This window comes from Sporocytophaga myxococcoides (assembly GCF_000775915.1).
Taxonomy (GTDB): domain Bacteria; phylum Bacteroidota; class Bacteroidia; order Cytophagales; family Cytophagaceae; genus Sporocytophaga; species Sporocytophaga myxococcoides_A.
In genome coordinates this window covers 442392-468509 of the sequence record NZ_BBLT01000001.1, presented here as the reverse complement: position 1 = coordinate 468509, position 26118 = coordinate 442392, and the positions used below count along the sequence as shown (strand labels likewise).

The 26118-nt window shown below is 36.6% G+C and carries 6 protein-coding genes; all 6 read left to right on the top strand.

Going from position 1 to position 26118, the window contains the following annotated elements:
* The first annotated feature begins 133 nt into the window (after positions 1-133).
* Genes MYP_RS01890 through MYP_RS01865 form a run of 6 tightly spaced genes read left to right on the top strand, consistent with a single transcriptional unit; the run spans position 134 to position 25978 of the window.
* Positions 134-850, top strand: a complete 717-nt coding sequence (locus MYP_RS01890; RefSeq protein ID WP_045457672.1) for a 4'-phosphopantetheinyl transferase family protein — start codon at positions 134-136, stop codon at positions 848-850.
* A complete protein-coding gene (locus MYP_RS01885) occupies positions 835-1785 on the top strand; it encodes a methyltransferase (protein ID WP_045457668.1) in 951 nt (316 codons plus the stop codon). The genes MYP_RS01890 and MYP_RS01885 overlap by 16 nt, the downstream gene beginning before the upstream one ends.
* Positions 1786-1798: 13 nt before the next feature.
* Positions 1799-3967, top strand: a complete 2169-nt coding sequence (locus MYP_RS01880; protein ID WP_052429891.1) for a chorismate-binding protein — start codon at positions 1799-1801, stop codon at positions 3965-3967.
* A gap of 23 nt (positions 3968-3990) precedes the next feature.
* Complete coding sequence (locus MYP_RS01875) at positions 3991-9156, top strand: non-ribosomal peptide synthetase (RefSeq protein WP_045457665.1); 5166 nt, start codon at positions 3991-3993, stop codon at positions 9154-9156.
* Positions 9157-9168: 12 nt separating this feature from the next.
* Complete coding sequence (locus MYP_RS01870) at positions 9169-19248, top strand: SDR family NAD(P)-dependent oxidoreductase (RefSeq protein ID WP_045457662.1); 10080 nt, start codon at positions 9169-9171, stop codon at positions 19246-19248.
* Positions 19249-19255: 7 nt separating this feature from the next.
* Entirely contained in the window at positions 19256-25978 is a 6723-nt protein-coding gene (locus tag MYP_RS01865) for an SDR family NAD(P)-dependent oxidoreductase (RefSeq protein WP_045457659.1), read from the top strand.
* Positions 25979-26118: the final 140 nt, after the last annotated feature.

Genomic DNA, 26118 nt, shown 5'->3' with positions numbered 1-26118 from the left:
AGTTAGCTTTAATTGTTTTGTCCGAAATTTATTTATTTTTGTTTATAGTAATGAAGGAGCACACAATTTTTTTTGTGTCATGATCTTGGTGGTGCGACATTAACAATCAAAGCTTTTTTTTATTGAAACAATAATGAATGAATTCTTTCTTTTCATTTCCATGAAGAGGGATAATTTCACGGATTTGAATTCATCCATATATTATGCAGAATTAAATGATGAATCCAAGATTGAAAGTCTTAAATCATATCTACATCAGGAAGAGCTAATAAGATATAATTCTTACACGAGTGACATAAGGAAACAAAGTTATTTACTCGGAAGATATTGCGTAAAAAAGGCGTTACAGAAACATAGCAATATAACCATACCAAGTTCTATCTGGATAGAACCGGGTGTTTTCAATCAACCTGTGATAAAAGCTCCCAGTATAGGAGCAACAAAGGTCAGTATATCACATAGTGGTAAAGCCGCAATTGCTGCAGTATATAATGAAAGTCATCCTATGTCTATTGACATAGAACAAATAAATAGATCAAACAGAGAATCTATATATTCTCAACTGACAGACAGAGAAAAAAGTATTATACAACTATCAGGCGAAGAAAACACTGATATTTTTCTGACAACATTATGGACTTCCAAAGAATGCTTAGGAAAGGTATTGACTACCGGTCTTACATGTGGACTGAAACTATTTGAGATAGATAAGATATTGATTAATGAAGAAAAAGTTATTGAATGTACATTCAATAACTTTATACAATACAAAACATCATCCATCATATATAAAGACAAACTTATAACAATACTGATTCCAAAAAGGACTACTATATGTTTAAAGAATTAAAGACAGAAACAACCAAAGGAATCAACCTGCTTAAAGAACTTAACAACCTATTACCAACTATTTCAACAGACACCTACGATGAAGATTTAATTCAAAATATTCAGAGTTTATTTATAAAATATAAAGATGACCTACACTTGTCTTTAGACATTTCCTTATATGAATCATTCTTTGAATTATCAAATGGATTCAAAGAAAAAGAGATGATAATTTATTTTATTGAAATACTAAGAAAATTAAAAAGGACATGGCTTGTAAAAGACTTCAGAAAGCTTAAAGTATGGTATAAAATTCATCTGGACGGAGGAGGTACTACTTACTCAAATGTCTTTAACAGACTTATACGGGAACAATTCCCTAATAGAACCTTTTTCAAAACCTTAGAATGGTGCTCTGGACCAGGATTTATAGGATTTAATCTTTTAGCAAATAATCTAACTCAATACATAAGATTAACTGATTTAAATAGTGAAGCTACTGATTGTGCAAAACGAACAATAAGAGAAAACCAATTAGAAAACCGTGCTGAGGTGTATTGGGGTGATAATTTGAATGGTATTCCGAAAGATGAAAAATTCGACCTTGTGGTAGCATCTCCCCCATGGGCTTATGAAATAAATAACGATGTAAATGCAATGATATCAAGTGATGTAAAGTGGAAACTTCATGAAGCCTTTTACACACAAATAAGATCTTACCTGTTTCCGGGTGCAATTGTTTGTCTAAGCTGCTTTGAACCATTTGAAAAAAAACCTGAAGTTAGTTTTCAAAAAGAACCTTGGGATAACAGACCGGAAGAACCAATATTAATTTTTAAAAAAATGATAGAAAAAGGTGGACTGGTACTCAGAAACATATGCAAACCGGAATACAGTCACGAAGCCCACATGGGATACGGAGTTTACTTTATTTTTTGCGAATATACAGGACATTAAAAATACCTAAGCTATGACAACCTTGCTAATAGACAACTATGATTCTTATACTTATATTATTTATCAATACTTATGGGAGATCAATGGAGAAAGACCTATTGTAATAAAAAATAACTCATTTCATATTGATGAACTTTCCAATATTCCGTTTGACAACATAGTGATATCTCCAGGACCTGGAACACCTGACAATCCTGAAGATGTGGGATTAAGCATGGAAGTCCTGGAAAGATTTCGTGATACTCCTATTCTGGGTGTATGCCTTGGACTTCAATGCATGGGAAAGCATTTTGGAGGTATTGTTAAAAAGGCTCCAATGGAAATGCATGGAAAATACTCTGAATTAATCATACATGATTCTCCTTTATTTAAAGGCCTTCCAGAATTTATAAATGTTGTGCGATACCACTCTTTAATTGTTGAAAGAGAATCATTCCCCGAACATCTGAGCTGCACTGCAGAAACCAAAGATCAAGGACTGGTCATGGCTCTTGAACATAAAACACAGCCATTTTACGGAGTACAATTCCATCCTGAATCTATCGGAACAGAATATGGCAAAGAAATATTTCGCAACTTTAAAAATATAAGTGACTATTGGATCCGTACAAAAAGATTACCTGTGGCATCAAAAAAAACAAAGAGAAAATTTACCACACTGGAAACACAATGGAAAGATCCGGAATCAGTTTTTGAAAACCTCTTTCTGAACCAAACCTATTCATTCTGGTTAGATAGCAGCAAAACGGGGTACAATGGAAGATATTCATTTATGGGACTCCCCGAGTATATTATAGAAGCTCATAATAAAAAGATACGTTTTATCACCACCTCTTCTGAAACCATAAACAAATCTCAAATTATAAGTACAGACCTATTTGGAATACTAAAAGAAAGTTTACTAAATGAGGAAATAGAAAGTAACGGATCTTTAATCCCTTTCAAAGGAGGTTTCATAGGTTACCTGGGCTATGAAAGCACCATGCATTTAAACATTGAATTAAATGAATATCCATTAGAGTATCCTGAGTCTCTTCAGATGTGGGTAGAAAAATTTTTAACATTTGACCACCAGGAAAACAAACTATACCTCTGTTATGCAGGGCCAGATCTTGAATCAGGTAATCAATGGCTTTTAAATACCAGGGAGAAACTTAATAAAAAGGAGACAAAGAATAAGCTCAGGTTCTTAGTTACCAAAGAAGTAAACGAGACACCCAGACTGGACCTTACATTAAGCCAGTCAAGAGAAATATATCTCGACAATATCTCCAAAATTAAAAATTATCTTAAGAGCGGAGATACATATGAAGTGTGCTTATCTAACGAATTCAGAATTAAGGCTCACATAAACTCATTTGAGTTATATAAAGTACTCAGAATATCCAATCCTGCCCCCTACTCGGCCTATATACAAATGCCTGGAACAGCTATTCTGAGCTCCTCTCCGGAATGTTTTATTACTCTTGACAAAAGCGGTAACATAAGAAGTGAGCCGATTAAAGGTACTCGCTCTAAAGGCAAGAGTGAAAATGAAAATATGGAAATAAGGAAAAGCCTTGCAGAGAGTGAGAAAGATCATTCTGAATTACTTATGATCATTGATCTTATCCGGAATGATTTAAGTATGAGTTGTGAAAAAGGAACAGTTAATGTATGCGACTTTATGAAGATCACAGAATATGCGACTGTGCTTCAGCTTTCATCAGTTATAGAAGGTAAACTAAGAGAAGGAACAACAGCTGTAGACGTCCTGAAATCAGCATTTCCTGGTGGCTCAATTACCGGTGCCCCAAAATTCAGAACCATGCAGATCATAAACAGCTTGGAAAAACGTCCTCGTGGTGTCTATACTGGTAGTATAGGTTACCTTTCCATAGATCATGCGGCAGATTTTAACATAGCGATTAGAACAATTGTAAATCATGAAAACAGAAGTGAAGTATCATTCGGTAGCGGAGGCGCAGTCATTGCCGAATCAAACCCGGAGGAAGAATACAAAGAAATTCTTGTAAAAGCCTATGCCCTACTCAGAGCAATATATCTGACCAAGTTCGGAAAATTTGAAAACTATAAAATAGGTCCTGCAGATGACAAAGCTGATAACGAAAAGAAATCAGATGCTACAACCCAGCAAAAATATATGATCAAAAAACCTGATCTGGAAAACATCTTTCAATAACCTGATAAGCTTATTATACTCCTATGGAAAAACCAAGATCACTCTTCGATGTATTGCAAAAGCAAGCGGAGATGCATCCTGACAAAATTGCCTACAGCTTCATCAATACGGAGGGCATACTTTCAGAAGAAATTACATATAAATCATTACTATCCTTCTGTATATCTTTCGCAAAACACATAGATAATAATGCAGGAGACTCAGATGCTGCAATTCTTCTATTTCCGGCAGGACTGGATTATATAAAATCTTTTTTTGCTACAGGCATTTCGGGAAAAACGGTAATTCCATTACCTCTGCCTGCAAATCCAGACAGCACGAATTTTATAGCGCTGATTAAAACTATTTCCGGACAAAATTCGAAAAAGGTGGCTATCATTACGAATAAAGTCATTAAAGAAAGTCTCGATAAATTATTTTCTGACTTTAACATTATAGCAATTGAGCATACACTGTTGGAAGAAACAGTTTTTTTTAAAGAGCCTAATGAAAATGCCTGTTTCCTCTTCACGTCAGGTTCAACTTCCACTCCTAAAGGAGTAATAATAACGCAGGATAACCTGATACACAACGGAGCTTCTGTAACAAGTAGGTATGGCTATTCAGAAAACAGCATCACTGTATCCTGGCTTCCACATTTTCACGCATTCGGAATGCTTGTAAATATTATATATCCTTTATTTTCAGGTTCCGGATCTATACTCTTTACCCCTTCTGACTTTGCAGCAGATCCACTTAGATGGATCCAACATCTATCCTACTTCAAAGCTACACATACTGGCTCTCCCAACTTTGGTTTTGACTGTGCAGCAATAGAAGCAGAAAAAAATAATACATCTTGTGATCTGACAGCTTTAAGTGTTGCATTTTGTGCAGGAGAACCAATAAAACAAAATACATACCACCGATTTTATAACAAATTTAAAAGTCATAATCTCAGGGTAGATTTCTTCAAGCCAATGTATGGAATGTCCGAGGCATGTACGGTTGCAGCCAAAGACTCGGGTACACCTGTATTTATGCAAATTGATCTCCAGGCTTTAAATCAGAATAAAATTTCAAAATCATCTGAAATCGGAACTTCTAAAACCATTTCAGGATGTGGCACTCCTCTACCGGGGGTAGATATACTTATAATTAAAGATGATCATCAACAGGCTGCTTCAGATGAAATAGGAGAAATATGGATATCTGGACCGTCTCTTTTTAAAAACTATACCAATACCAGTCATAATGATTCTGGATTTGCCGAGAGAAATGGAAAAAGATATTTTAAGACAGGTGATCTGGGGTTTATTAAAGATGAGGAATTATTTATTGCAGGTAGAACTAAGGAAGTGATAATTATAAATGGCAAAAACCATTACCCTGCCGATATAGAAACCTCTGTTGCAATAAGCGATACCTTATTGGCTGATGTCAGAAAAATTGTTTTTTCAATTATTGATAATCACTCGGACGAAAAGATTATTGCCATAGCAGAAGAGCCGCCAGAAGTTAATGAAATAAACATACTTTGCAAAAAGGTGGCAGCATCCGTGCTGGAGTACAATGGAATAAGGCTCGGCGAATTAATATTCGTTAAACGAGGGTCACTGCCAACGACAGCCAGTGGGAAACTGCAACGTAATGCCTGTAAGAATCTATTTCAATCAAACAGTCTTGCAATAACATTTCACAAAGATTACTATGCTGAGATTCACAGTAAAAATGACGCTTATGAAGAAAATACGATAACAATACAGATCAGGGAATTTTTCTCAGATTTTAACAAATCATCCTTTAAAGGTAATCCGGAAAACATATCCATTTTTGAACTTGGATCAATAGAACTCATAAGGCTTTCAAGAAAAATAAAGAATCATTATGATATCAATATTGAAGTAAGTGAAATAGTAACCTCTGAAAATATCAGAAAACTTGGGGACTTGGTTTTAAAAAAAATATCGGAACCTAAGACTACTACTGAAAATTCATATAATAAAGAATCAGGTGTTCATGTAAAATCAGGTCTATCTATAAATCAGCGCGGACTTTTGATCGATTACTCAAGAAACCATCATACATTCAGGTACAACACTCCTTTAGCTTTTCAACTTTCTGATAAAATTAATATCACCCTTTTGGCAAAAGTACTTGACGAAATCCAGGATAATCACCCAGTCTTAAGAGGAAGAATTATTGAAATAGACAATCAACCTGTCTTTACAATTTCAGAAAAGAAAGTATCCTTAAGAATTTCAAATGTACCCGGAGACAGAAATGAAATCACTCAACATATTTTAAGTAAAGCATGGATTCCTTTTAAACCTTCAGAAACAGAATCTCTGTTTCACACTGAGATCATCCAAGGCTCCAACGACAAAAAATATCTTTACCTGAATGCTTCTCACCTATTGTTAGATGGTATGTCCTGTCAGATTCTATTAAAAGAAATCGTTCGTTTATATAATCAGAAGGATATTAATATTACTGAGGAATGGGGAAAGGTAACAGATTTACAGTTTTTAAATTTTGCAGATTGGGAAAGCAAAAATCTTTTACAAACCAATAGTGAAAGCCTCAAAGAATACTGGACATCTAAAAACAATTTATTTCAAGGATTAAATCTTCCTTATGATGCTCAATCATCCAATTCATCTTCACCAGGAATTTTATGTTTTAGTCTTCCAGAAGATTTATTGGTAGCTGCCGATACGATAGCACAAAAAAATAAAATCAGCAGATATGCACTTTTCTTATCAGCATATTTTGTTTTGCTTTATAAGTATACAAGGCAAGAATCATTAACCATAGGAACTGCGTTTTTAAATCGTCCGGAAGAGCAATTTGAAACGGCCTTGGGATTTTTCTCAAACGTTCAACCTGTTTATTCAGACGTAAAGCCTGATACACCATTTCAAAATTTTGCTTCATCGATCTACGCAGAAATAAATAAACTTATTTCTTTCCAAAGTTATCCTTATCCGGAATTGGTAAAATTTCTGAGAGAAACCGGAATAAGCTGTGACTCATTACTATTCCAGACATTTTTCCTTTATCAGGATTGGCTGACCGATCTTGAGGAAAATACAGTATTTCAGAATCAGATATTTGAAGTCAATCAGGCAGCAGTAGGAGATCTTACGTTCGAACTTCTGAGGACAATAGATGAATCAAAAATATTGGTTAAATACAATGCAGACAGATTTAATAAATCTACCATTGAATTTATAGCGGATAACTATTTTGATATACTAGAAAGAATCTCCACAGCTCCTGAAAATACGATAAGGGAATTACTTAATCTTAGTGAAAAAGAAAAAAATCTCCTGAATACCTGGAATTCTACTTACAAGGAAATTCCTAAGATATCAAACCTTTATACAATCTTTGAAGAAAAAGCAAATTCTCACCCGGAGAAGGTTGCGATTATTACTTCTAATAGTACAATGACTTATAATGAGCTTTATTACCAAGTCCAAATCTTATCTAATTCACTTTATGATTTCGGAATCAAAAAAGGATCCAGAGTCGCTATATTACTATCAAGAACTGAGAATATACCGATGGCTTTCCTTTCCTTATATAAGATCGGAGCCACCTATATCCCTCTAGATCCGGAGTTGCCGGAGAACAGGCTTAATTATATCCTTGAACATGCATCTCCTGATCTCGTTCTTACATCTGGCATTAGACCAAAAGGTTATCCTATATTAGATATCAATAATGGTATTGTTCAAAACTCCTATACTATTCAAACAGAGTTCTATGCCCCTGATGATACTCTTTGCCTGATTTACACATCAGGATCAACAGGAAAACCCAAGGGGGTAGAAGTACCATATCATGGTTTTCTGAATTTCTATCAAGCTATTATAGAATCCCCTGGAATTACCGATAAGGACATAATACTAGCCATCTCTACCATTTCATTTGATATTTCATTTACTGAAATTATAGTTCCACTACTCACTGGTTCAAGTGTCTATATTGCCTCTGAAGAAGAGCAAAAAAGCGGAGAAGAACTTAGGAGAATTATAGAATCCTATAAGATTACAATTTTACAAGGTACACCAACAACATTCAAACTAATACTCAAATCAGGGTGGGACAATACAACATCTCTTAAAAAAGCAATTTCAACAGGAGAAGCCTTACCTCAGGAAATAGCAAAAGGAATTTTATCAACAGGAGTGGAATTATGGGACTTGTATGGACCAACAGAAGCTACCATAGAATCAACCTATTGTCAAATAACAAACTCCAATGACATAAGCATAGGAAGACCATTAGCAAACACACGATTACATGTACTTGACGAGTCATTTTATCCGGTACCTATTGGAGCGCAGGGTGAACTTTACATTGCAGGTGATGGGCTGGCTAAAGGATATTTAAATCAACCTGAACTTACTGAAGAAAAGTTTATAAGGATTACGGATCAGCCTGTGCATGAACAGGTCATATACAAAACGGGCGATATAGTAAGGTTTTCGACAGACGGAATGCTCTACTATTACGGAAGAAATGACCATCAGGTAAAAGTGAGGGGATATAGAATAGAACTTGAAGAAATTGAACATATACTAAAGAACTATCAAAATATTACAGACTGTTGTGTTTCTGCAGAGAAGAATGTTTCAGGTAATATTGAACTCAAAGCTTGTATTATTTCAGATTCAGGTCAACTCAATATACAAGAAATACAGGTTCATCTGAAGAAATTCTTACCGACTTATATGATTCCTTCTTCATTTTATAAAAGGGCGGAACTACCTCTTCTTCCCAATGGAAAAATTGACAGAAACCTATTATTTACCAATGGTGAATATCTCACCGCCAAAATTGATAAATCAGAAAATACTAATGATATAGAAAAACAGATTATACAAATCTGGGAAGAAGTACTTGGCAAAGCCGCCTCTGGTATGGAAAGAGCTTTCTTTGATGAAGGCGGAAGCTCTCTGTTAATACCTGAACTTCAGAATAAATTCATACAATATTTCCCTGAATTAAGGATAAGACTTGTGGATTTTTTTAAGTACACGACAATCAGAGCACAAGCAAACTGGATAGAAAAAGAAAATCTGACAGCAGTAAGAAAAGTATCTAAACCTTTAGCCTTAACTATATCTGAAAAAGAGACCGGGGCAATAGAAATTATTGAAACACAATTAAGAAAAGATATAAGAATCAACTATAGATAGAACATTAGTACCATGAACACCTACACCAGCAACGATATCGCAATCATTGGAATGAGCATGAGGTTTCCCAAAGCCTCCACCTCCGAAGCCTTTTGGAATATGCTTATTAGCAAAAAGACCGGAATTAGTCACCTTTCCGGAGAAGAACTTAATGAACTGGGAATTTCACAGGAAAAAGTAAGAAGTTCAAACTTTGTAAACGCAGGTTCCGTGATTGATCATCCTTATGATTGGGATGCCTCATTTTTCGGATATAGTCCGAAGGTAGCTGCCATCATTGATCCGCAACAAAGACTATCGTTGGAGTGTGCATGGGAACTAATAGAACAGGCGGGATACTCACCTCTTAATATTAAAGCAAGAACAGGTGTATATCTTTCTGTGGCTAACAACAATTACGCTCACAGATATAGGTCATTAGTCAGTCAATCTGACGACTATATAGCATTTACTTCCAATGATGCAGATTTTGCTTCAACACGTATTTCCTATCACCTGAATTTAAAAGGACCCAGCATGACAATAGAAACAGCCTGCTCCAGCTCTTTGGTGGCAGTACATATGGCGTGTGAAAGTCTTTTGAATCATGAATCCGAAATGGCCATTTGTGGTGGAGCTTCCATCCTCTTTCCACAGGCTGGATATATTTACGATCCCAATCTAATTTTCAGTCCTGACGGGCATTGCAGGCCTTTTGACAAAAACGCCAAAGGGACAGTATTTGGAAATGGTATCGGGCTTATATTACTTAAAAGGATAAAAAATGCAATTGATGACGGGGATAATATTTTAGCAATTATCAAAGGTTCAGCTGTAAACAATGATGGAAAAGTCAAAAACAGTTTTTATTCACCAAGCCCGGAAGGACAAAAAAAAGTTATACGTGAAGCACTCGCCGTTTCAGGTATTCCCGTTGAGTCACTTGGATTTATTGAAGCACATGGTACCGCCACTCCTATAGGTGATCCTATTGAAATAGAGGCATTGGCTGAAGTCTTCAGAGAAGCCACATCCGAAAAAACATCTTGCTATATAGGGTCTGTAAAATCAAACCTTGGTCATTTGAATAAAGCTGCCGGTATTGCAGGCCTTATCAAAACAGTGCTGGCACTTCAGAATCGAATGATACCTGCAACGTTAAATTTCACTTCACCCAATCCGGAAATCGATTTTTCAGAAACCCCATTCCTGGTAAATCCAGATGCTATAGATTGGAAAAGCGGACCATTTCCCAGAAGAGCTGGAGTGAGCTCATTCGGTGTAGGAGGAACCAATGCTCATATTATTCTGGAAGAAGCTCCACTAATTTCAGAGCCTCCTTCAGATCAGGAATATTATATACTTCCGTTATCAGCCAAAAATGAAGAATACCTTTCTTTATATAAAAAAACGCTTGCTGAATATCTGAAAAAAAATACATCGCTGACACTTCAAAATATAGCTTACACCTTGCAGGAAAGCCGCACAGATTATACGTGTCGTGATTATGTAATATGCAATAGCAGAGATCAATTCATTCAATGGCTTAACGGTAATGAAATAATCTCTGAAGAAAATGTGAATAAAAATATATTATCAAGATGGAAGGAAGGATCAACATGCGACTGGAAAGCTTTAAGAAATAAATCAAAGGGGCTGAGGAAAGAACTTCCCGGACACCCTATGAAAAGATCCTGTCATCACATTGATGATTATACACCTCAAGAACCCGCCAAACACAACAGACTGATGCCACTTATTGAGGAAAATATTTCAACGTTCAGAAGACAAATTTTCAGAACTAACTTCAGTCAGCATGAATATCTTATTCAAGAGCATAACTTTATTCTTCCAGCAGCAGCATATCTGGAAATGATTACAGAAAGCGTGAAGTTATCAGGCGAAGACTATAAAAGATTTGGTTTAAAGGATGTAATCTGGAAGCAGGCATTTTCACTACGGGATCATAATCAAAAACCTATAACGCTTACACTTCATCATTCCGGACAGGAAATTCACGTTAATTTTTCTACAGGTAATGAAAGCTCAGACCGATCACTGGCTGAAGGAACATTTTTCCAACTTCAGGATAATTTAACTAAAAACAGTCTACCTTCATTATTTTCAGAGTCAGAGAGCAGTAACACACTCTCCGGCAATGATATTTATTCTCTTTTTAACAATAGCGGATTCAGATATGGAGAACACTTCAGACTAATAGAGAAAATATCCAGACAAAAATATTCAGCTATAGCAACAATCAATTTCAAATATAATTCTCCGGATAAAAATAATTTCATTATAGATCCGCTATTAGTAGATGCCGCGTTTCAGACTGCCGTTACCCTCCTTCCATCATTTGACACCTCCCTTGAGCTTTTTGTTCCATATCAGTTAAAAGAAGCAAGTTTCTACAAACTACCAGGTGACAAGGTAAAAATTATAACTCAACGATTAACACAGGAAAATACCACTTCACCTATCGAAAGGTTTAATATCACGATCCTTGATGAGAATAATGAAACCTGCATGACATTTACTCAATTGGAACTGGTACAATGGAACCGGTCACAATCTAAGACCAAAACCAGAGAAATTGAAAACGATTCAGATAAACAAACAACTGAAGAGATAGAAAAGCTACTTAAGCAAGTGGTAAGCGAAGAATTAGGCTATGAGTTGGATTCATTCAGTAATGATGAATCATTTGAGACCTTAGGACTTGATTCCGTTATACTCGTGAATGTCATTAATAAGCTTGACAAAAACTTTCCAGGACTTCCCAAGACCCTCTTTTTGGAATATCCGAATATAGCAGAGGCAGCTCTTTACATAGTCGATACTTACAAGATTGTCAGCAAAAGCATCTCTGAAAAAGCTATCGAAGAAAAGGATCAACTATTGAGCAAACAAACTAATTCTTATAAAATCCAACCTATAACAGTAAAAGCCATGGGATCAACTGAAGAGCAATTTCAATATAAGCAGAATAAAGATAACGACATCGCTATTATTGGGGTTCACGGAATGTACCCTGAAGCAGGTAATCTCGAATCATTCTGGGAAAATTTAAAATCTGCCAAAGATTGTATACGTGAGATCCCACGTGACAGATGGCCCATAGAAGGGTTCTATAGCCCGGATGCCAATAAAACAGATACCAGCACTACCAAATGGGGAGGCTTCATAGATAAGATAGAATACTTTGATCCTTTGTTTTTTAAGATAGCTCCAAAAGAAGCTTCTTATATAGATCCACAGGAAAGGTTATTTCTGGAATCTGCGTGGTGCTGCGTTGAAAATGCAGGATACACGCCGAAAAACATGTGCGATGAAAACAGGAAAGTAGGCGTTTATGCTGGTGTTATGTGGGGACATTACCAACTTTTTGCAATGGAAGAATACGCGCGTGGTGAAATAGTGGTTAATTCCAGTAATTACTGGTCAATTGCCAACAGAGTTTCTTTCACAATGAACTTTAACGGTCCGAGTATGGCCGTAGACACTGCTTGTTCTTCTTCCTTATCTGCCATTCACCTTGCATGTCAAAGTATTATCAGTGGAGAATCAGATCTTGCAATCGCTGGAGGAGTAAATCTTAACCTGCATCCTTATAAACATTATATACTTGCAGCAAGAAAATTCGCCGCAACTGACGGTAGATGCAGAAGTTTCGGAGAAGGTGGTTCAGGTTATGTCCCTGGAGAAGGTGTAGGCACTGTGTTACTCAAGCCCCTTAGCAAGGCTATTCAGGATAAAGATTTTATACATGCTGTTATCAAAGGTAGCGCAGTAAACCATGGTGGTAAAGTCAGTGGTTTTACTGTACCAAATTCAAGTGCCCAGGCTTCAGTAGTAAAAACAGCATTTTCTAATGCAGGCATAAAACCTTCAGACATCAGCTATATAGAGGCGCATGGGACAGGAACCTCCTTGGGAGACCCAATTGAGATTAACGGACTTACCAGAGCCTATGCAGACAGTAACTATAAGCCAGAAAATTGTCCTATCGGTTCTGTCAAAAGCAATATTGGTCATCTGGAATCTGCAGCAGGTGTAGCTTCCATTCACAAAGTAATCCTTCAGCTTAACCATAAAACATTAGTTCCAAGTATACACAATGAACCCGTCAATCCATATATCGATTTTGTCAACTCTCCTTTTCGCATTCAGAAAAAAATAGAAGAATGGAAACCAAGTACGACCTATTCAAAACGATTAGCGGGGATCAGTTCATTTGGAGCAGGAGGTTCCAATGCTCACCTTGTAGTAGAAGAAGCCAACCAATATCGTTCTGAATATAAAGAAACGGAACATTTATCAGAACATGCCATTATTTTATCTGCTCAGGATGAGTCAGCATTATTGGCTTATGCTTCCAGGATGGTAGAGTACATAAATAACCCTGGCTATTCCGAACTTTCACTATCAGCAATTGCTTTTACACTCCAAACTGGTCGAATCAGTATGGAACATAGACTGGCATTCACGGCAAATAGCTTACAACAAATCAGAGAAAAGCTTCAATCATTTATGGATGGAAACAGAAACCATGTTATCGTTTCAAAACCCGACAAAACTGCTGCTCTTCCTTCCTCTGTACAAATTGCAGAATTTCTGAAAAATAAAGATATCAGCGAGCTAATACGTGCATGGTCTATTGGTGCCAATATTAACTGGACTTTGTTATATCAAAACAATATTCCGGGAAGAATTCCTCTTCCTTATTATCCTTTTAACAAAAGAAGACTTTGGTATAAGAACCTTGAGCCAAATGAGCCAATGGCCAGCATACTTGGTGATTCACGGAATAATAAGAATTTCTATTCAACAACACCTTCTGAAACAATAACGAAGCAAGGACCTATTAATCCTATCAAAGCTATTAATGATTCAGGGCTACCTCTCAATTATTTTCAGTTATCATTGAAAGAAGCTCCTATAGCATCCAATACTAATAAACGTGAGTCCGCTTGCATTCTGTTTTCACAAAACAAAGGAGAATTAGATGCACTGAGAAAGTATTACAACAGCGAAATAAAATGGATAAAGTCGGAAAATGAATTAAGCGAAGACTTTTCAGGATATTCCTTTCCACTCCAAAAGTCAAATACTTATGCTTTGCTCTACAATGAGTTGTCTGCAAGTATTCGGTCACAGGAAATAGATATATTGATTCATGCAGATAGTTTTTTTTCTCCGGACTATAAATTTCTGATTGATTTATTCAGGCACATCAAACAACTATCAGAAACATTTAAAAAACAAAAAATAAATATTCTGATCTACTGGACAACAGCTAACAAAAACGAAGCTGCATACAAAGCTGCTGGAAGTTTCGCCAAAGTTGTTGCAAAAGAAAACAGCAGAATAAATATCAAAACAACAGAATTTAGAAATATACTTTCACCTGATGGTCGAGCTGAAAATATTATAAAAGAATTTAACAACAATGGTGCACTAGTTAAAAGAGAATCGATTTATATCAATAACAACCGATTCGAATATTCAGTAGGTCCAATGATTCCTGTATCCGGGAAATCCGAAGTAACAATAAAACCGGGAGGAATTTACCTGATTACCGGAGGAATGGGCTCTATTGGCCTTGCCACCTCCAGGCTACTTATATCACTGGGCGCCCAGAAGGTAATACTCAGCGGAAGAAAACCAGTCGAAAATCTTACTGTAACTCAAAAAGATTTATTGGACAAGAGCAACGGTAAATTAAGTTACCATGCAGCAGATATTGCTGATCCAATAAGTGCACAGATACTCATTTCTTCAATTGTAAAACAGCATGGAAAACTAAACGGTGTAATTCATTCAGCAGGCATTGTAGACGATAAGCTTTTATTGAAAAAGTCAGAAGAAAGCTTTAACAATGTTACAGGAGCTAAGATTAAAGGTGCATTTAATCTCGACAGGGCTCTTACAGGAGCACAACCTGATTTTGTGATCTTTTATTCATCTGTGAGCGCAGTTGCCGGACAGATGGGCCAATCAGATTATTCCACAGCAAACAGATTTCTTGATGAATTTGTAAGCTACAAGAATTTAAGTTCTCCAGTTAAATACATATCGGTTAACTGGCCATACTGGAATGAAGGAGGAATGAAACTTGCCACACCATATATTGACATGATGCGCAACAGTGGTATTGATGGCATTTCCGACCAGGAGGGAATGCAGGCTCTTCAAACGATACTTAAGTCGGGCAATCAGCAAGTCATTGTATTCAAAGGAGATGAAAAAGGATGTAAAGGATTTTTCAATGACACCCATTTTGAATACTCGAGTGACAGCTGGCAAAGCATTACAGTTAAAGCAAAAGAGGAAAAAATAGTTACGCCGCAGGCAACTTCCATACTTTTAAAAGAAGAGATCAAAGATATCATCATTTCCGTATTATCAGAAGCCATCGGTTTATCATCTGATGAAATAGACAGCACGGCTAACCTTGAAGAATATGGTGTAGATTCTGTTGCCATTATGAAAGTGACATCCGAGCTTGAAAAACTTTTCCCAGAACTTTCAATAGCACTCTTTTTCGAATGTAAGTCGATCAATGATATCGTTCAGAAAATAAGCACTGAGCTATCTGAAGGAACATTGAGTTATCAGGGCAATAGCATTCATTCTAAAACAATAACAGAACCTTTAAAAGTCACTAAATCTTCGGAAACTAAAAATGGTACCTCAATTGATATATCTACAGTTGTGCGCACAAAGATCACAGATATTCTGTCCGATGCACTCGGATTGTCTCCTGAAGAGGTTGATCCGTATTCCGATATGGAAGAATATGGAGTCGATTCTGTGGCTATCATGAAAGTCACTTCAGAACTTGAAAAACTATTTCCTGAAGTATCCATTGCTCTATTCTTTGAATGTAAATCAATAAATGATATTGTTTCCCGCATCACAGATGAGGTAAATAACGGCACTTTAACATACTCAGAAACCCTAAACCCGCCATTATTGCAACAATCTGACACAACTCCTGCACAGGCATTCCTGTCGGATAATAACTATAGCGAAATCCTTACGACGAAAGTAAAAACTGTGATCAAAGATGTACTATCAGAAGCTTTGGGCATACCTGCAAATGAACTGAGTATATCAATACCACTTGACGAATATGGAGTAGACTCCGTTGCCATCATGAAGGTTACATCAGAATTGGAAAAACTCTTCTCAGGCATTTCTATTGCCTTATTTTTTGAATGTAAAACCATCAATGATATTTCTGAAAAAATCAAAGAGGAGCTAACATCAGGCAATCTTATCTATCTTTTAAACGATTTAAAACCTGCTGTTAGCCTCAATACAATTGACATTAACCCAATAACAAGTAATATTGTAAATGAGGTAAACGTATCTGATGAAATCAGAAATAAAATTACTGGCATATTAACAGAAGCCTTAGGATTGAAACAGGAAGAGATTGACAACAATGTAAACCTTGAAGAATATGGGGTCGATTCCGTCGTGATTATGAAAGTTACATCAGAACTGGAAAAGCTTTTCCCGGAACTTTCTATTGCATTATTCTTTGAATGCAAATCTATCGATGATATTGTTTCTAAAATCAATGAAGAGCTTAAATCCGGAACACTCACCTATACCAGGCTTTCAGTAGCACACAACTCTCAACAGTCAAACGAATTAAATAAACAATTTGTTAAAAAGCCTTACTTTGTTGCCGGTACTGTGAGTCATCAAGGAGTTATTACAAAAGTTCCTGTTACTTTACATGGAATGTCTGAAGAACTTGCAGATCATGTAATAAATGGACAGGTGATATTTGCAGGAGCCGGATATCTGGATCTGGTAAAGAAAATTTCTGATAACACCCTTGATGAAAAAATTAATACTTTCCGCAACATATCATGGTTTGCCCCACTCATAGCAGAAAGAGAAGACATTCCAGTTGAAATAGATTTTACAGATAAAGGAGATTTTCGTCAATACATCTTTAAGTCAGTACAGAAACAATTGGCAAAAGGAGAAGTTAAAGCGGAAGCTATTGCTCCCCTATCAATTTCTTCCATCCCAGAATTAATCAGTGGCTCCACTAGCAAAATCAATAGCAATGACATTTATCATTGGTTCAACAACAATAAGTTTCATTACGGTCCTTCTTTCTCAACTATAGAAGAATTATATGTTTCGGAAGGACGAGTAACTGGCAGATTGAAAACGCCATATAATAAAGAGACATGGCTCTCCCCTATGATACTTGACGGAATATTTCAATGCGTTGCCGGATTTTCATTCAATTCTCCTTCAACTACAGGAGAACTTTGGGTGCCGTTTTTTATAGAAAAACTGTCTATTCATTCTGAGGCTATGCCTTCTGAACTTTGGGTAAGAGTCGAAAAAGACAGTTTCACTAAAGATGTAAGCCTTCAGCAGTTTAACATTTTCCTGATAGACCAATACGGAAGAGTATATCTGGACATTAAAAATTTTACTTTAAAATATTTTACAAGTAAAAAAGATAAAGCAAAAGATACTAAAGGTTCAGTATCTTCTAATCGCATATCAGATACGTTAAATACTTCTACTGATAAACCTGCTTATGCCTTTTCCCCTTCTAATGCACCAGAGCCCATTGCTGTCATTGCTGCATCATGCAAATTTCCAGGTGCAGATTCTCCTCAGGAGTTCTGGAAAAACCTGGTGGAAGAAAAAGATGTAGTACAGGAAATCCCTATAGATCGTTGGGATTACAGGAATTCATTTGATTCTGAAAAAGGGAAAAAAGGAAAAACGTACTCGAAGTGGGGAGGATTTATAAATAATATCAGTGCTTTCGATAACGAATTCTTTAAAATTAAAGAAAATGATGCTATGTGTCTCGATCCTCAGCAAAGAATACTTCTTGAGCTGACACAGCAACTGTTCGACCAGGCAGGATATACCAAAGCTGAGATTGCAAATAAAAATATAGCAGTAATCACCGGAGGGGCTTCGGGACAATGGGGAGAGCTGATAGATGATATGGATGGAGATCTGAAGAGGAATGTTATTGTTAATACCATTCAGAATATGATCTCAGCCAGGATCTCAGACTTTTATGATTTAAAAGGAACATCACTAACCATAGACACAGCTTGTTCATCTTCTCTTGTCGCGGTTCATGAAGCCTGCCAGAAAATAAGATTGGGAGAATGTGAAATGGCTATTGCTGGAGGCATCACCCTCCTTCTTGCAGATGGTGGGCATATTGGCTTCAGTCAGGCAGAGGTATTGTCTCCGGAAGGAAAATGTAATGTCTTTGATAAAAATGCAAACGGAATTGTACTTGGAGAAGGAGCAGGAATCGTATTACTCAAATCATATAAAAAAGCACTTCAGGATGGAGATCAGATTTGTGCAGTGATACGAGGATCTGCGGTAAATAATGATGGAAAAACGATGGGGTTAACTACGCCCAATATGCTCATGCAAAAAGAAGTTATTAAAATGGCTTTGGATAACTCTGGTGTAGACAGGAAAAGCATTACTTATCTGGAAGCTCATGGCACTGGAACATTACTAGGAGACCCGATTGAAGTAAAAGCAGCTGGTCAGATATATGGAGCAGGAAATCTGCAAAAACAATACTGCGCTATTGCCTCTGTCAAAGCTAATGTCGGACATCTATTGCATGCGTCAGGTGTAGCAAGTTTGATAAAGGTTTCCATGGCTCTTAAACACAAAGTCATCCCCGCAAGTCTTAATTGTAAGAATCCACATCCACGGTTTGAATTTGAAAATTCACCTTTTTATCCTGTTACTGCAACCAAACCATGGGAAACTGAATCACAACCAAGGAGAGCCGCAATATCCTCTTTTGGCTTCGGAGGAACTAACTGTCATATGATCCTTGAAGAAACGGATCCATCTTATGTCCCGACCAGGAAACCATTGCCACCAACTAAATTCAAAAAGAAACGCTTCTGGCCAGGCTATCCGGTCGAACCAATTTCTGAATCAGTAAAGGAAACTTCTTTATACGACCGGGCTACCGTTAAAAACATCATAGGCTATAGTGAAATCTTAGAAAAACTAGAGAAGGGATTAATTACAGTAGAAGAAGCTATTCAATTTGAAAAATCTTTAAAATAAAACAGCTATGGAAATATTAAATTCATATAACACGACAGGAAATTCAGCATTGTCAGATGCAAATCTTTTGGTGAAAGAATACATTCTATCCAAGTTTGCAGAAAAATTTCAGACAGATGCCGAGCATCTGGATCTCAGTGAAAACCTGCTGGATATGGGACTTGACTCTTCTATAGTGATTAAAATTGCAGAAGAATTTGAACAGGAATTAGAGATTAAACTATATCCGACAGTTTTTTTTGAATACAAAACACTTCAGGAAATCATAGGATATTTCACTTCAGAATTTTCTGATAAAATAGTAAATTATTACTCAATACACAGCCAGGACCATGCCCTGATAAAACCTGTGACAGATCATGAAGAAATGATCGGGCTCCATATAAGGATTTCTAATTTTCTAAAACAACGTATTGCATCTGTTTTAGAAATCCATCCAGACCAGATAAACATGGAGGAGAACCTGCTTGATCTTGGGCTGGGTTCCTCCTCTCTTGTAAGCCTTGCGGAAGAATTTGAAAAGGATATTAAAATAACTTTATATCCAACTGTTTTTTTTGAATATCAAAACCTTTCAAGCATTGCAGATTATTTCGCAAGAGAGTTTAAACAAGAATTTGAGCAATATTTTGATTTAAGTAAACCTGAGACAGAGATACCTAAGACATCATCATCCGTTCCTGCTATTGACGTGCCAGAGCCTAATATTGATATCTTTGAAAAAAGTAATTATCGCGCTCCTCTGCAAGTAGAAAATTTACATGGCTTTACCTTGCACTGGGAAAAGGTAATTCCTCAGGATTCACTAAATAATACTAATAATCATGTTATCCTGCTACAGGAAAATGATTTCAGCGAGATAAAAAAACATCTGTTCAGAAAAACATTTCAAAGTGTAAATATTCCTGCTTCAAAACATGAGTTCTCAGGTATTACTCTGGAAGAGGCTACGCCATACAATTTTATTCTTTACATTAATGAAGATCAGACTTTATTGTCGCAAGGCATAAATGCTGTAAAGCTTGTGGAGAGTGTCTATATGAGTGTACAGAATATGGTAAAAAAAATATCTGTAATAAGGAAAAAGAGCCAATATTCCATTACCGTAGTGATAGAATCAACAGATCTTTTTAGTTCTCCTTTGTTATTTGCGTTCAGAGGACTTATGAAATCTGTAAGTGCAGAATTACCTTATGTTAAAGGAAATGTTACAGGCATTGATTCTTTCAGTATAGAGAGCCTTGAATGGATTAAAAGACAAACCTTTTTCAATGAAGAAAAATGCACTGTTAAAATAAAAACAGAGACTTATCAGCTTAATATTATTGAAAAAGAATTTAATACAAGTCCTTCCGGTATTGAAATAAAAGACAACAGTTCTTACCTTATTTCAGGTGGATCAGGAAAACTGGGGCAACTCTTAGCTATGCACATAGCCTCAAAAGCAAGATGTACGGTAGTTCTTTTAGGACGTAAACCACAACTAACTGGAGTAAAAGTAACAGGGAGCCGGGGAAATATTATCTACAGATCTTGTGATGTAAAGAACAGAAATCACCTGAGGGAAATTATCAAAGAGGTAGGTACCATATACGGCCCTGTGAAAGGTGTGATTCATGCAGCAGGCATTATTGAAGACGGATCATTCCTTTCGAAAAAAGAAGAACAGCTAAAAAATGTGCTTGATGTCAAAATCGCTGGCCTTATCAATCTTGATAAAACAGTGGATGATCAGCCTCTGGACTTCTTTACAGGCTTCTCTTCTATAAGCTCCTTTATTGGCAACAGAGGGCAGACAGATTACGCAACTGCAAATGGTTTTATGGATGGTTATTTGCGACAAAGACAAATTGCATCAGAAAAAGGACAGAAAAAAGGTAAAAGCATATCAATAAACTGGCCACTATGGGAAAGTGGTGGAATGATGCCACATCAAATAGTAATTGATATGATGGAAAAATCATTTGGCCTTTTTCTTCTGGGTAATAATGATGGATTATTCGCTTTTGACAGGATATTGGCTTCCGATAACAGTCAGCTATGTGTTATAAAAGGCCAGAGAGATAAGTTAGAAAGACTTCTGGGTAAAATAAGTTCAGGAGAGCATGTATCTCCTGCTCCAGCTGCATCTGGCAATGCCTCAGATAATCAAATATTAACCGAATGTGAAATAAATACTGGTGCTCCCACACTTACTTATCTAAAATCAAGATGGTCTGAGATAAAAAGCTCACCTCAGGAAGATCCGTATGCTGAACTAGGTTACGGAGATATTTCAATGAAGCTTACAAAATTATTAGAATTTATAAATAAGGATTATCGTTTGAGAATCCCGGCAATAGTAATCACCAATGTTAGAAATCTGAATGACATTTATACCAATATCACTAAATACCTATCTCCTTCATCAGCAGATTCTAAAGAAAGAGATTCAACCTCAGAAATTTTAAACAAATTTCAAAAACCAATTTTAATCAATCAGTTTAATTCTTCGGCAAATGATAAAAATACTAGGGACATAGCTGTTGTCGGTATGGACGGAAGATTTCCTCAGTCACCGGACGTACATGTATTCTGGAAAAATCTGGAAAACGAAAAAGATATGGTGACGCATACTCCAGAAGACAGATTAAAATGGTGGAAAGTTATATCAGGCCTGTTAAACTGCGACTCAGAAGAAGATTTCATGCTTGCCGGGGGATACATTGACAATGTTGATAAGTTTGACGCTGACTATTTCAAAATTTCAGGTCGAGAAGCTGAAGTCATAGATCCTCAACAAAGACTATTTTTGGAGTCTGTATGGAAATGTATTCAGGATGCAGGTTATACACCACAATCATTATCTGGAACCAAAACCGGTGTTTTTGCTGCGGTTTCCACGAGAGACTATCATGAATTGCTTATCATAAACGGAGTTGATGTAGAACCTCAGCATTCAACCGGATTAGCACATAGTATTCTTCCGAACAGAGTATCCTATTGGCTGAACTTACATGGGCCAAGCGAAGCCATTGATACAGCCTGCTCCAGCAGCCTGGTTGCACTAAACAGGGCTGTTCAGGCTATTCACAATGGAGATTGCGAACAGGCCATTGTCGGAGGAGTGAACCTTGTTTTATCTCCTCTTGCTATTCTTGCCTTTGGCAAAACGGGCATACTTGGGAAAGACGGACGCTGCAAGACTTTTGACAAAAGCGCCAATGGATATGCAAGAGGTGAAGGTGTTGGTTCTGTATTTCTCAAACCATTAAATCAAGCTATAGCAGCTGGAGATGTAATACATGGAGTCATAAAAGGAACCAGTGTAAATCATGGAGGAAGAGGTAACAGCCTTACGGCACCAAATCCTACACTTCAGGCTGATGTAATTTCTCAGGCAATAAGAAGGTCTGGCTGCGATATCAACAGCATCAATTATATAGAAGCCCACGGAACGGGCACTGCATTGGGAGATCCTGTCGAAATTGAAGGACTAAAGCGAGCATTCCGGACATTACAAAAAGATCAGAACGTTGCTGCTCCAAGTACAGCCCATTGTGGTATCGGAGCGGTAAAAAGTAATATCGGCCATCTGGAAGCTGCAGCTGGTATGGCTGGTTTAATTAAAGTCCTGATGGCCCTGAAACATAAAAAAATTCCGGCATCATTGCACATTCAGGAAATCAATCCTTTTATTAATCTTAATAATTCACCATTCTATATAGTCCAGAAAACAAGAGACTGGCCTAAGGTAAATGCAGTCACTCCAAGAAGAGCAGGTTTAAGTTCATTTGGGTTCGGTGGTACAAATGCGCATGTGGTACTGGAAGAATTTATTCGAAAAAATACTGCTCCAAACCTGGCAGATAAAGTTTTTATAATTCCATTTTCCGCACCTTCTGCCGGACAGCTTATAGATTACCTCAACAGATTCCTTAAATATCTGAAAGATACTCCTGTAACAAACTCTGAACTTAACAGCATTGCTTATACTCTTCAGACAGGCCGCACTGCTCATGAGTACAGACAGTCATTTACAGTTTCGACCATTAATGACCTTCTACATAAGATCAATCAGTTTCTGCAAAACTCTCTCATCGAATCACCCAAAGCGGTAGGAAATGAATCACCTCTATCAAAAGAAACTGGAAAAGAAATAGTTGACAAATTGATTAATTCAGGCAACTATAAAGAGCTATCAAACTTATGGCAACAAGGCAAATCAGTAGACTGGAAATTACTTTATGATAAACCTGTAGATAGACTATCCTTGCCTACATTTCCGCTAAAAAAGACTTCTCATTGGCTCAGCACACCAACTTTAAGAGAGCATGTTTTGAAAGGTCTTGTTTCTAAAGATATAGAAAGCAATAAAGCAAATGAAACGATTACGACCAAAAGCTCTGACATTAAAGAGTTTTTAGTACAAGAAACTTCTGCATTACTAAAGAAAAATCCTGAAGAGATCAATTCTGGTATATCTCTTATGGAATATGGACTGGATTCTATTCTTGGAATGACATTAGTAAAAAAAATAGAGCAGAAACTTAATATGCCTGTTTATGTCAATGAAATCCTTCAATATGATTCTATCGACAAACTAAGTGCATATCTGCAAAAGGAAAGTACGGAAAAAACTACAGTAGGAAAATCAGAATTGAAGTTAAATCTGTCTTCTCATTCAGCAGATGAAGAAGGAGTTAGACTTACCAGGCCCGTAGTATTCTTGCTTTCCACCCCAAGATCAGGTTCCACACTTTTAAGAGCAATGTTGATGGGTAATTCAAAGCTGTTTGCCCCTCCTGAATTGCACCTTCTTAATTTCTCCAATCTAAAAGAGCGAAAACTACTGTTAGGTAACAGCGGTCTTGGAGATGGTTTAATTGAAACAATTAAAACATTAAAAAATACAAGTATTGAGGAAGCTAAATTCTGGCTGGAGCAAGAGGAGCTAAAAAGCCTTCCAGTGAAAGAGGTATACAGGAGAATACAGGATATGACTAATGATATGATGCTGATAGACAAATCACCAAGTTATGCCTCTGACATCAATGTTTTGCGGAAAGCTGAGAAGCAGTTTTCTAATGCAAAATATGTGTTTCTCGTTAGGCATCCATTTGCCGTTATGGAATCCATAGTAAGGAACAGATTCCATAAATTTATTCCGGGAAACGAATCTGATCCGGACAAAAATGCAGAGAAAATCTGGTATGACTTCAATAAAAACATTGTCGATTTTATCTCTGAGATTCCTGCTGGAAAAGCCATAACTGTCTATTATGAAGATCTGATTGCCAATCCTAAAGCAACGCTCACTGCTATTAATGATTTCCTACAGATTCCCTTTGAAGAATCAATGCTCAACCCCTATGAAGGTAACAAGCTTATCAAAGGTTTGCATGATAACTCTATGAGTGTTGGAGATCCGAATTTTCTTAAACATGATTCGGTAAAAAAAGAATTTTCTTACTTCTGGAAGTCTGCATATAAGGTTCTTCCGAATTTGAATTCAGACACAAAAAAATTCGCATCCAGACTTGGATACGATATAGCACAGGACCTAGAACTAAGCCCCGTGCAGAAGGAATTTCTCAATTTAAATCCTATTGAAGATAAATGGGTATTAAATCATGAGTTTTCCTTTTCTCTTAATAATGAAAAAGTCCTCAATAGTGAAACACTCGCTAAGGCTGTAGGACAACTAATAGAACTGTACCCTCTGTTCCAGCGAATCTATAAAAAAGAGGAAGGTTTGCTTAAGTGGAATCATAATTCCAGTAAACAAACATTGATTCAATTCGAAGATATTTCCGTCCTTGATTCATGGAATCAAGATGCCCTTGTCAAACAAAAAACAAATGATATTCCAGGCAGAATTAATATATATGAAGGACCAGTATTGGCTGTATCTATATTTCTGACAGGCATAAATAACTACCGTGGAGTAATTCAGTATCATCATTTTTACGGTGATGGGATTACCAGCATCACCCTCCTGAAAAATCTTATTTCTCTGTTAAACGGCTCTCATCCTGAGCAAAATATGATTAATGAGTCCTATATCAACTATCTTGATAATATAAATGATGGTACAATCAGTTTCATCAACAATACTGATGCGACTCATGGTTTAAATCTCCCTGTTGATAATGCGTTAGGTTCGAATACATTTTCTGATCAGGCAGAAATGAAGTTGACTTTGCAAACGGAGCAAACAGAAGATAAAAGATTTAATCTGTTCTTCACCATAGGCTCAGCGCTTGTCACCACTCTTGGAAAATGGACCAATACGAACCTTATCCCTCTGGACGTACGCTATCATGGGAGAATTATCCCGAATTTCAATAAAACATACATGAATTCTTCAGGATTCTTTGCTTATGATCTCCCACTGATAGTTAACCTTGAGGAGGAAAATCAGACGGAAGCATTTAATAAAGCCTATATGGAAGCCAAAAAAACAGGTTTCAAACCCAGGGTAATATTTAATAATGTACGATTGAATTTTCAACCTTTTCAAAAACTTCTTACAGAAGATTCAGAAATAATATTGAACAACAGTTATGAATATTTTTCTCCTCAGCAGGAAAGGAAAAACCAACTGGACTGCATCGTTCGTAAAGGCAGCGACAACCTTCTTGAATTTATCATACGATACTCCAAAAACAGATACAACAATGATACAATAGAATATATCATTCATGGCTGGATTGCAGAGTTCAATTATTCCATGAATCATTCAGGATAAAGTTTCTTTTCTAATTTTCAACTGCGGAGCCTATAGCAAAAGCTACTTACTCCGCTTTTTTTTCAGCATAAATTATACTGATTACGACTTAAAGGATGTATTTCTGAATTGAATTAGCTATCTAAGTCCCGTGACGATAA

What these genes read in the sequence shown, in the direction of transcription:
- MYP_RS01890 (WP_045457672.1), top strand. Translation starts at nt 134, where the DNA reads ATGAATGAATTCTTTCTTTTCATTTCCATGAAGAGGGATAATTTCACG.
- MYP_RS01885 (WP_045457668.1), top strand. Translation starts at nt 835, where the DNA reads ATGTTTAAAGAATTAAAGACAGAAACAACCAAAGGAATCAACCTGCTT.
- MYP_RS01880 (WP_052429891.1), top strand. Translation starts at nt 1,799, where the DNA reads ATGACAACCTTGCTAATAGACAACTATGATTCTTATACTTATATTATT.
- MYP_RS01875 (WP_045457665.1), top strand. Translation starts at nt 3,991, where the DNA reads ATGGAAAAACCAAGATCACTCTTCGATGTATTGCAAAAGCAAGCGGAG.
- MYP_RS01870 (WP_045457662.1), top strand. Translation starts at nt 9,169, where the DNA reads ATGAACACCTACACCAGCAACGATATCGCAATCATTGGAATGAGCATG.
- MYP_RS01865 (WP_045457659.1), top strand. Translation starts at nt 19,256, where the DNA reads ATGGAAATATTAAATTCATATAACACGACAGGAAATTCAGCATTGTCA.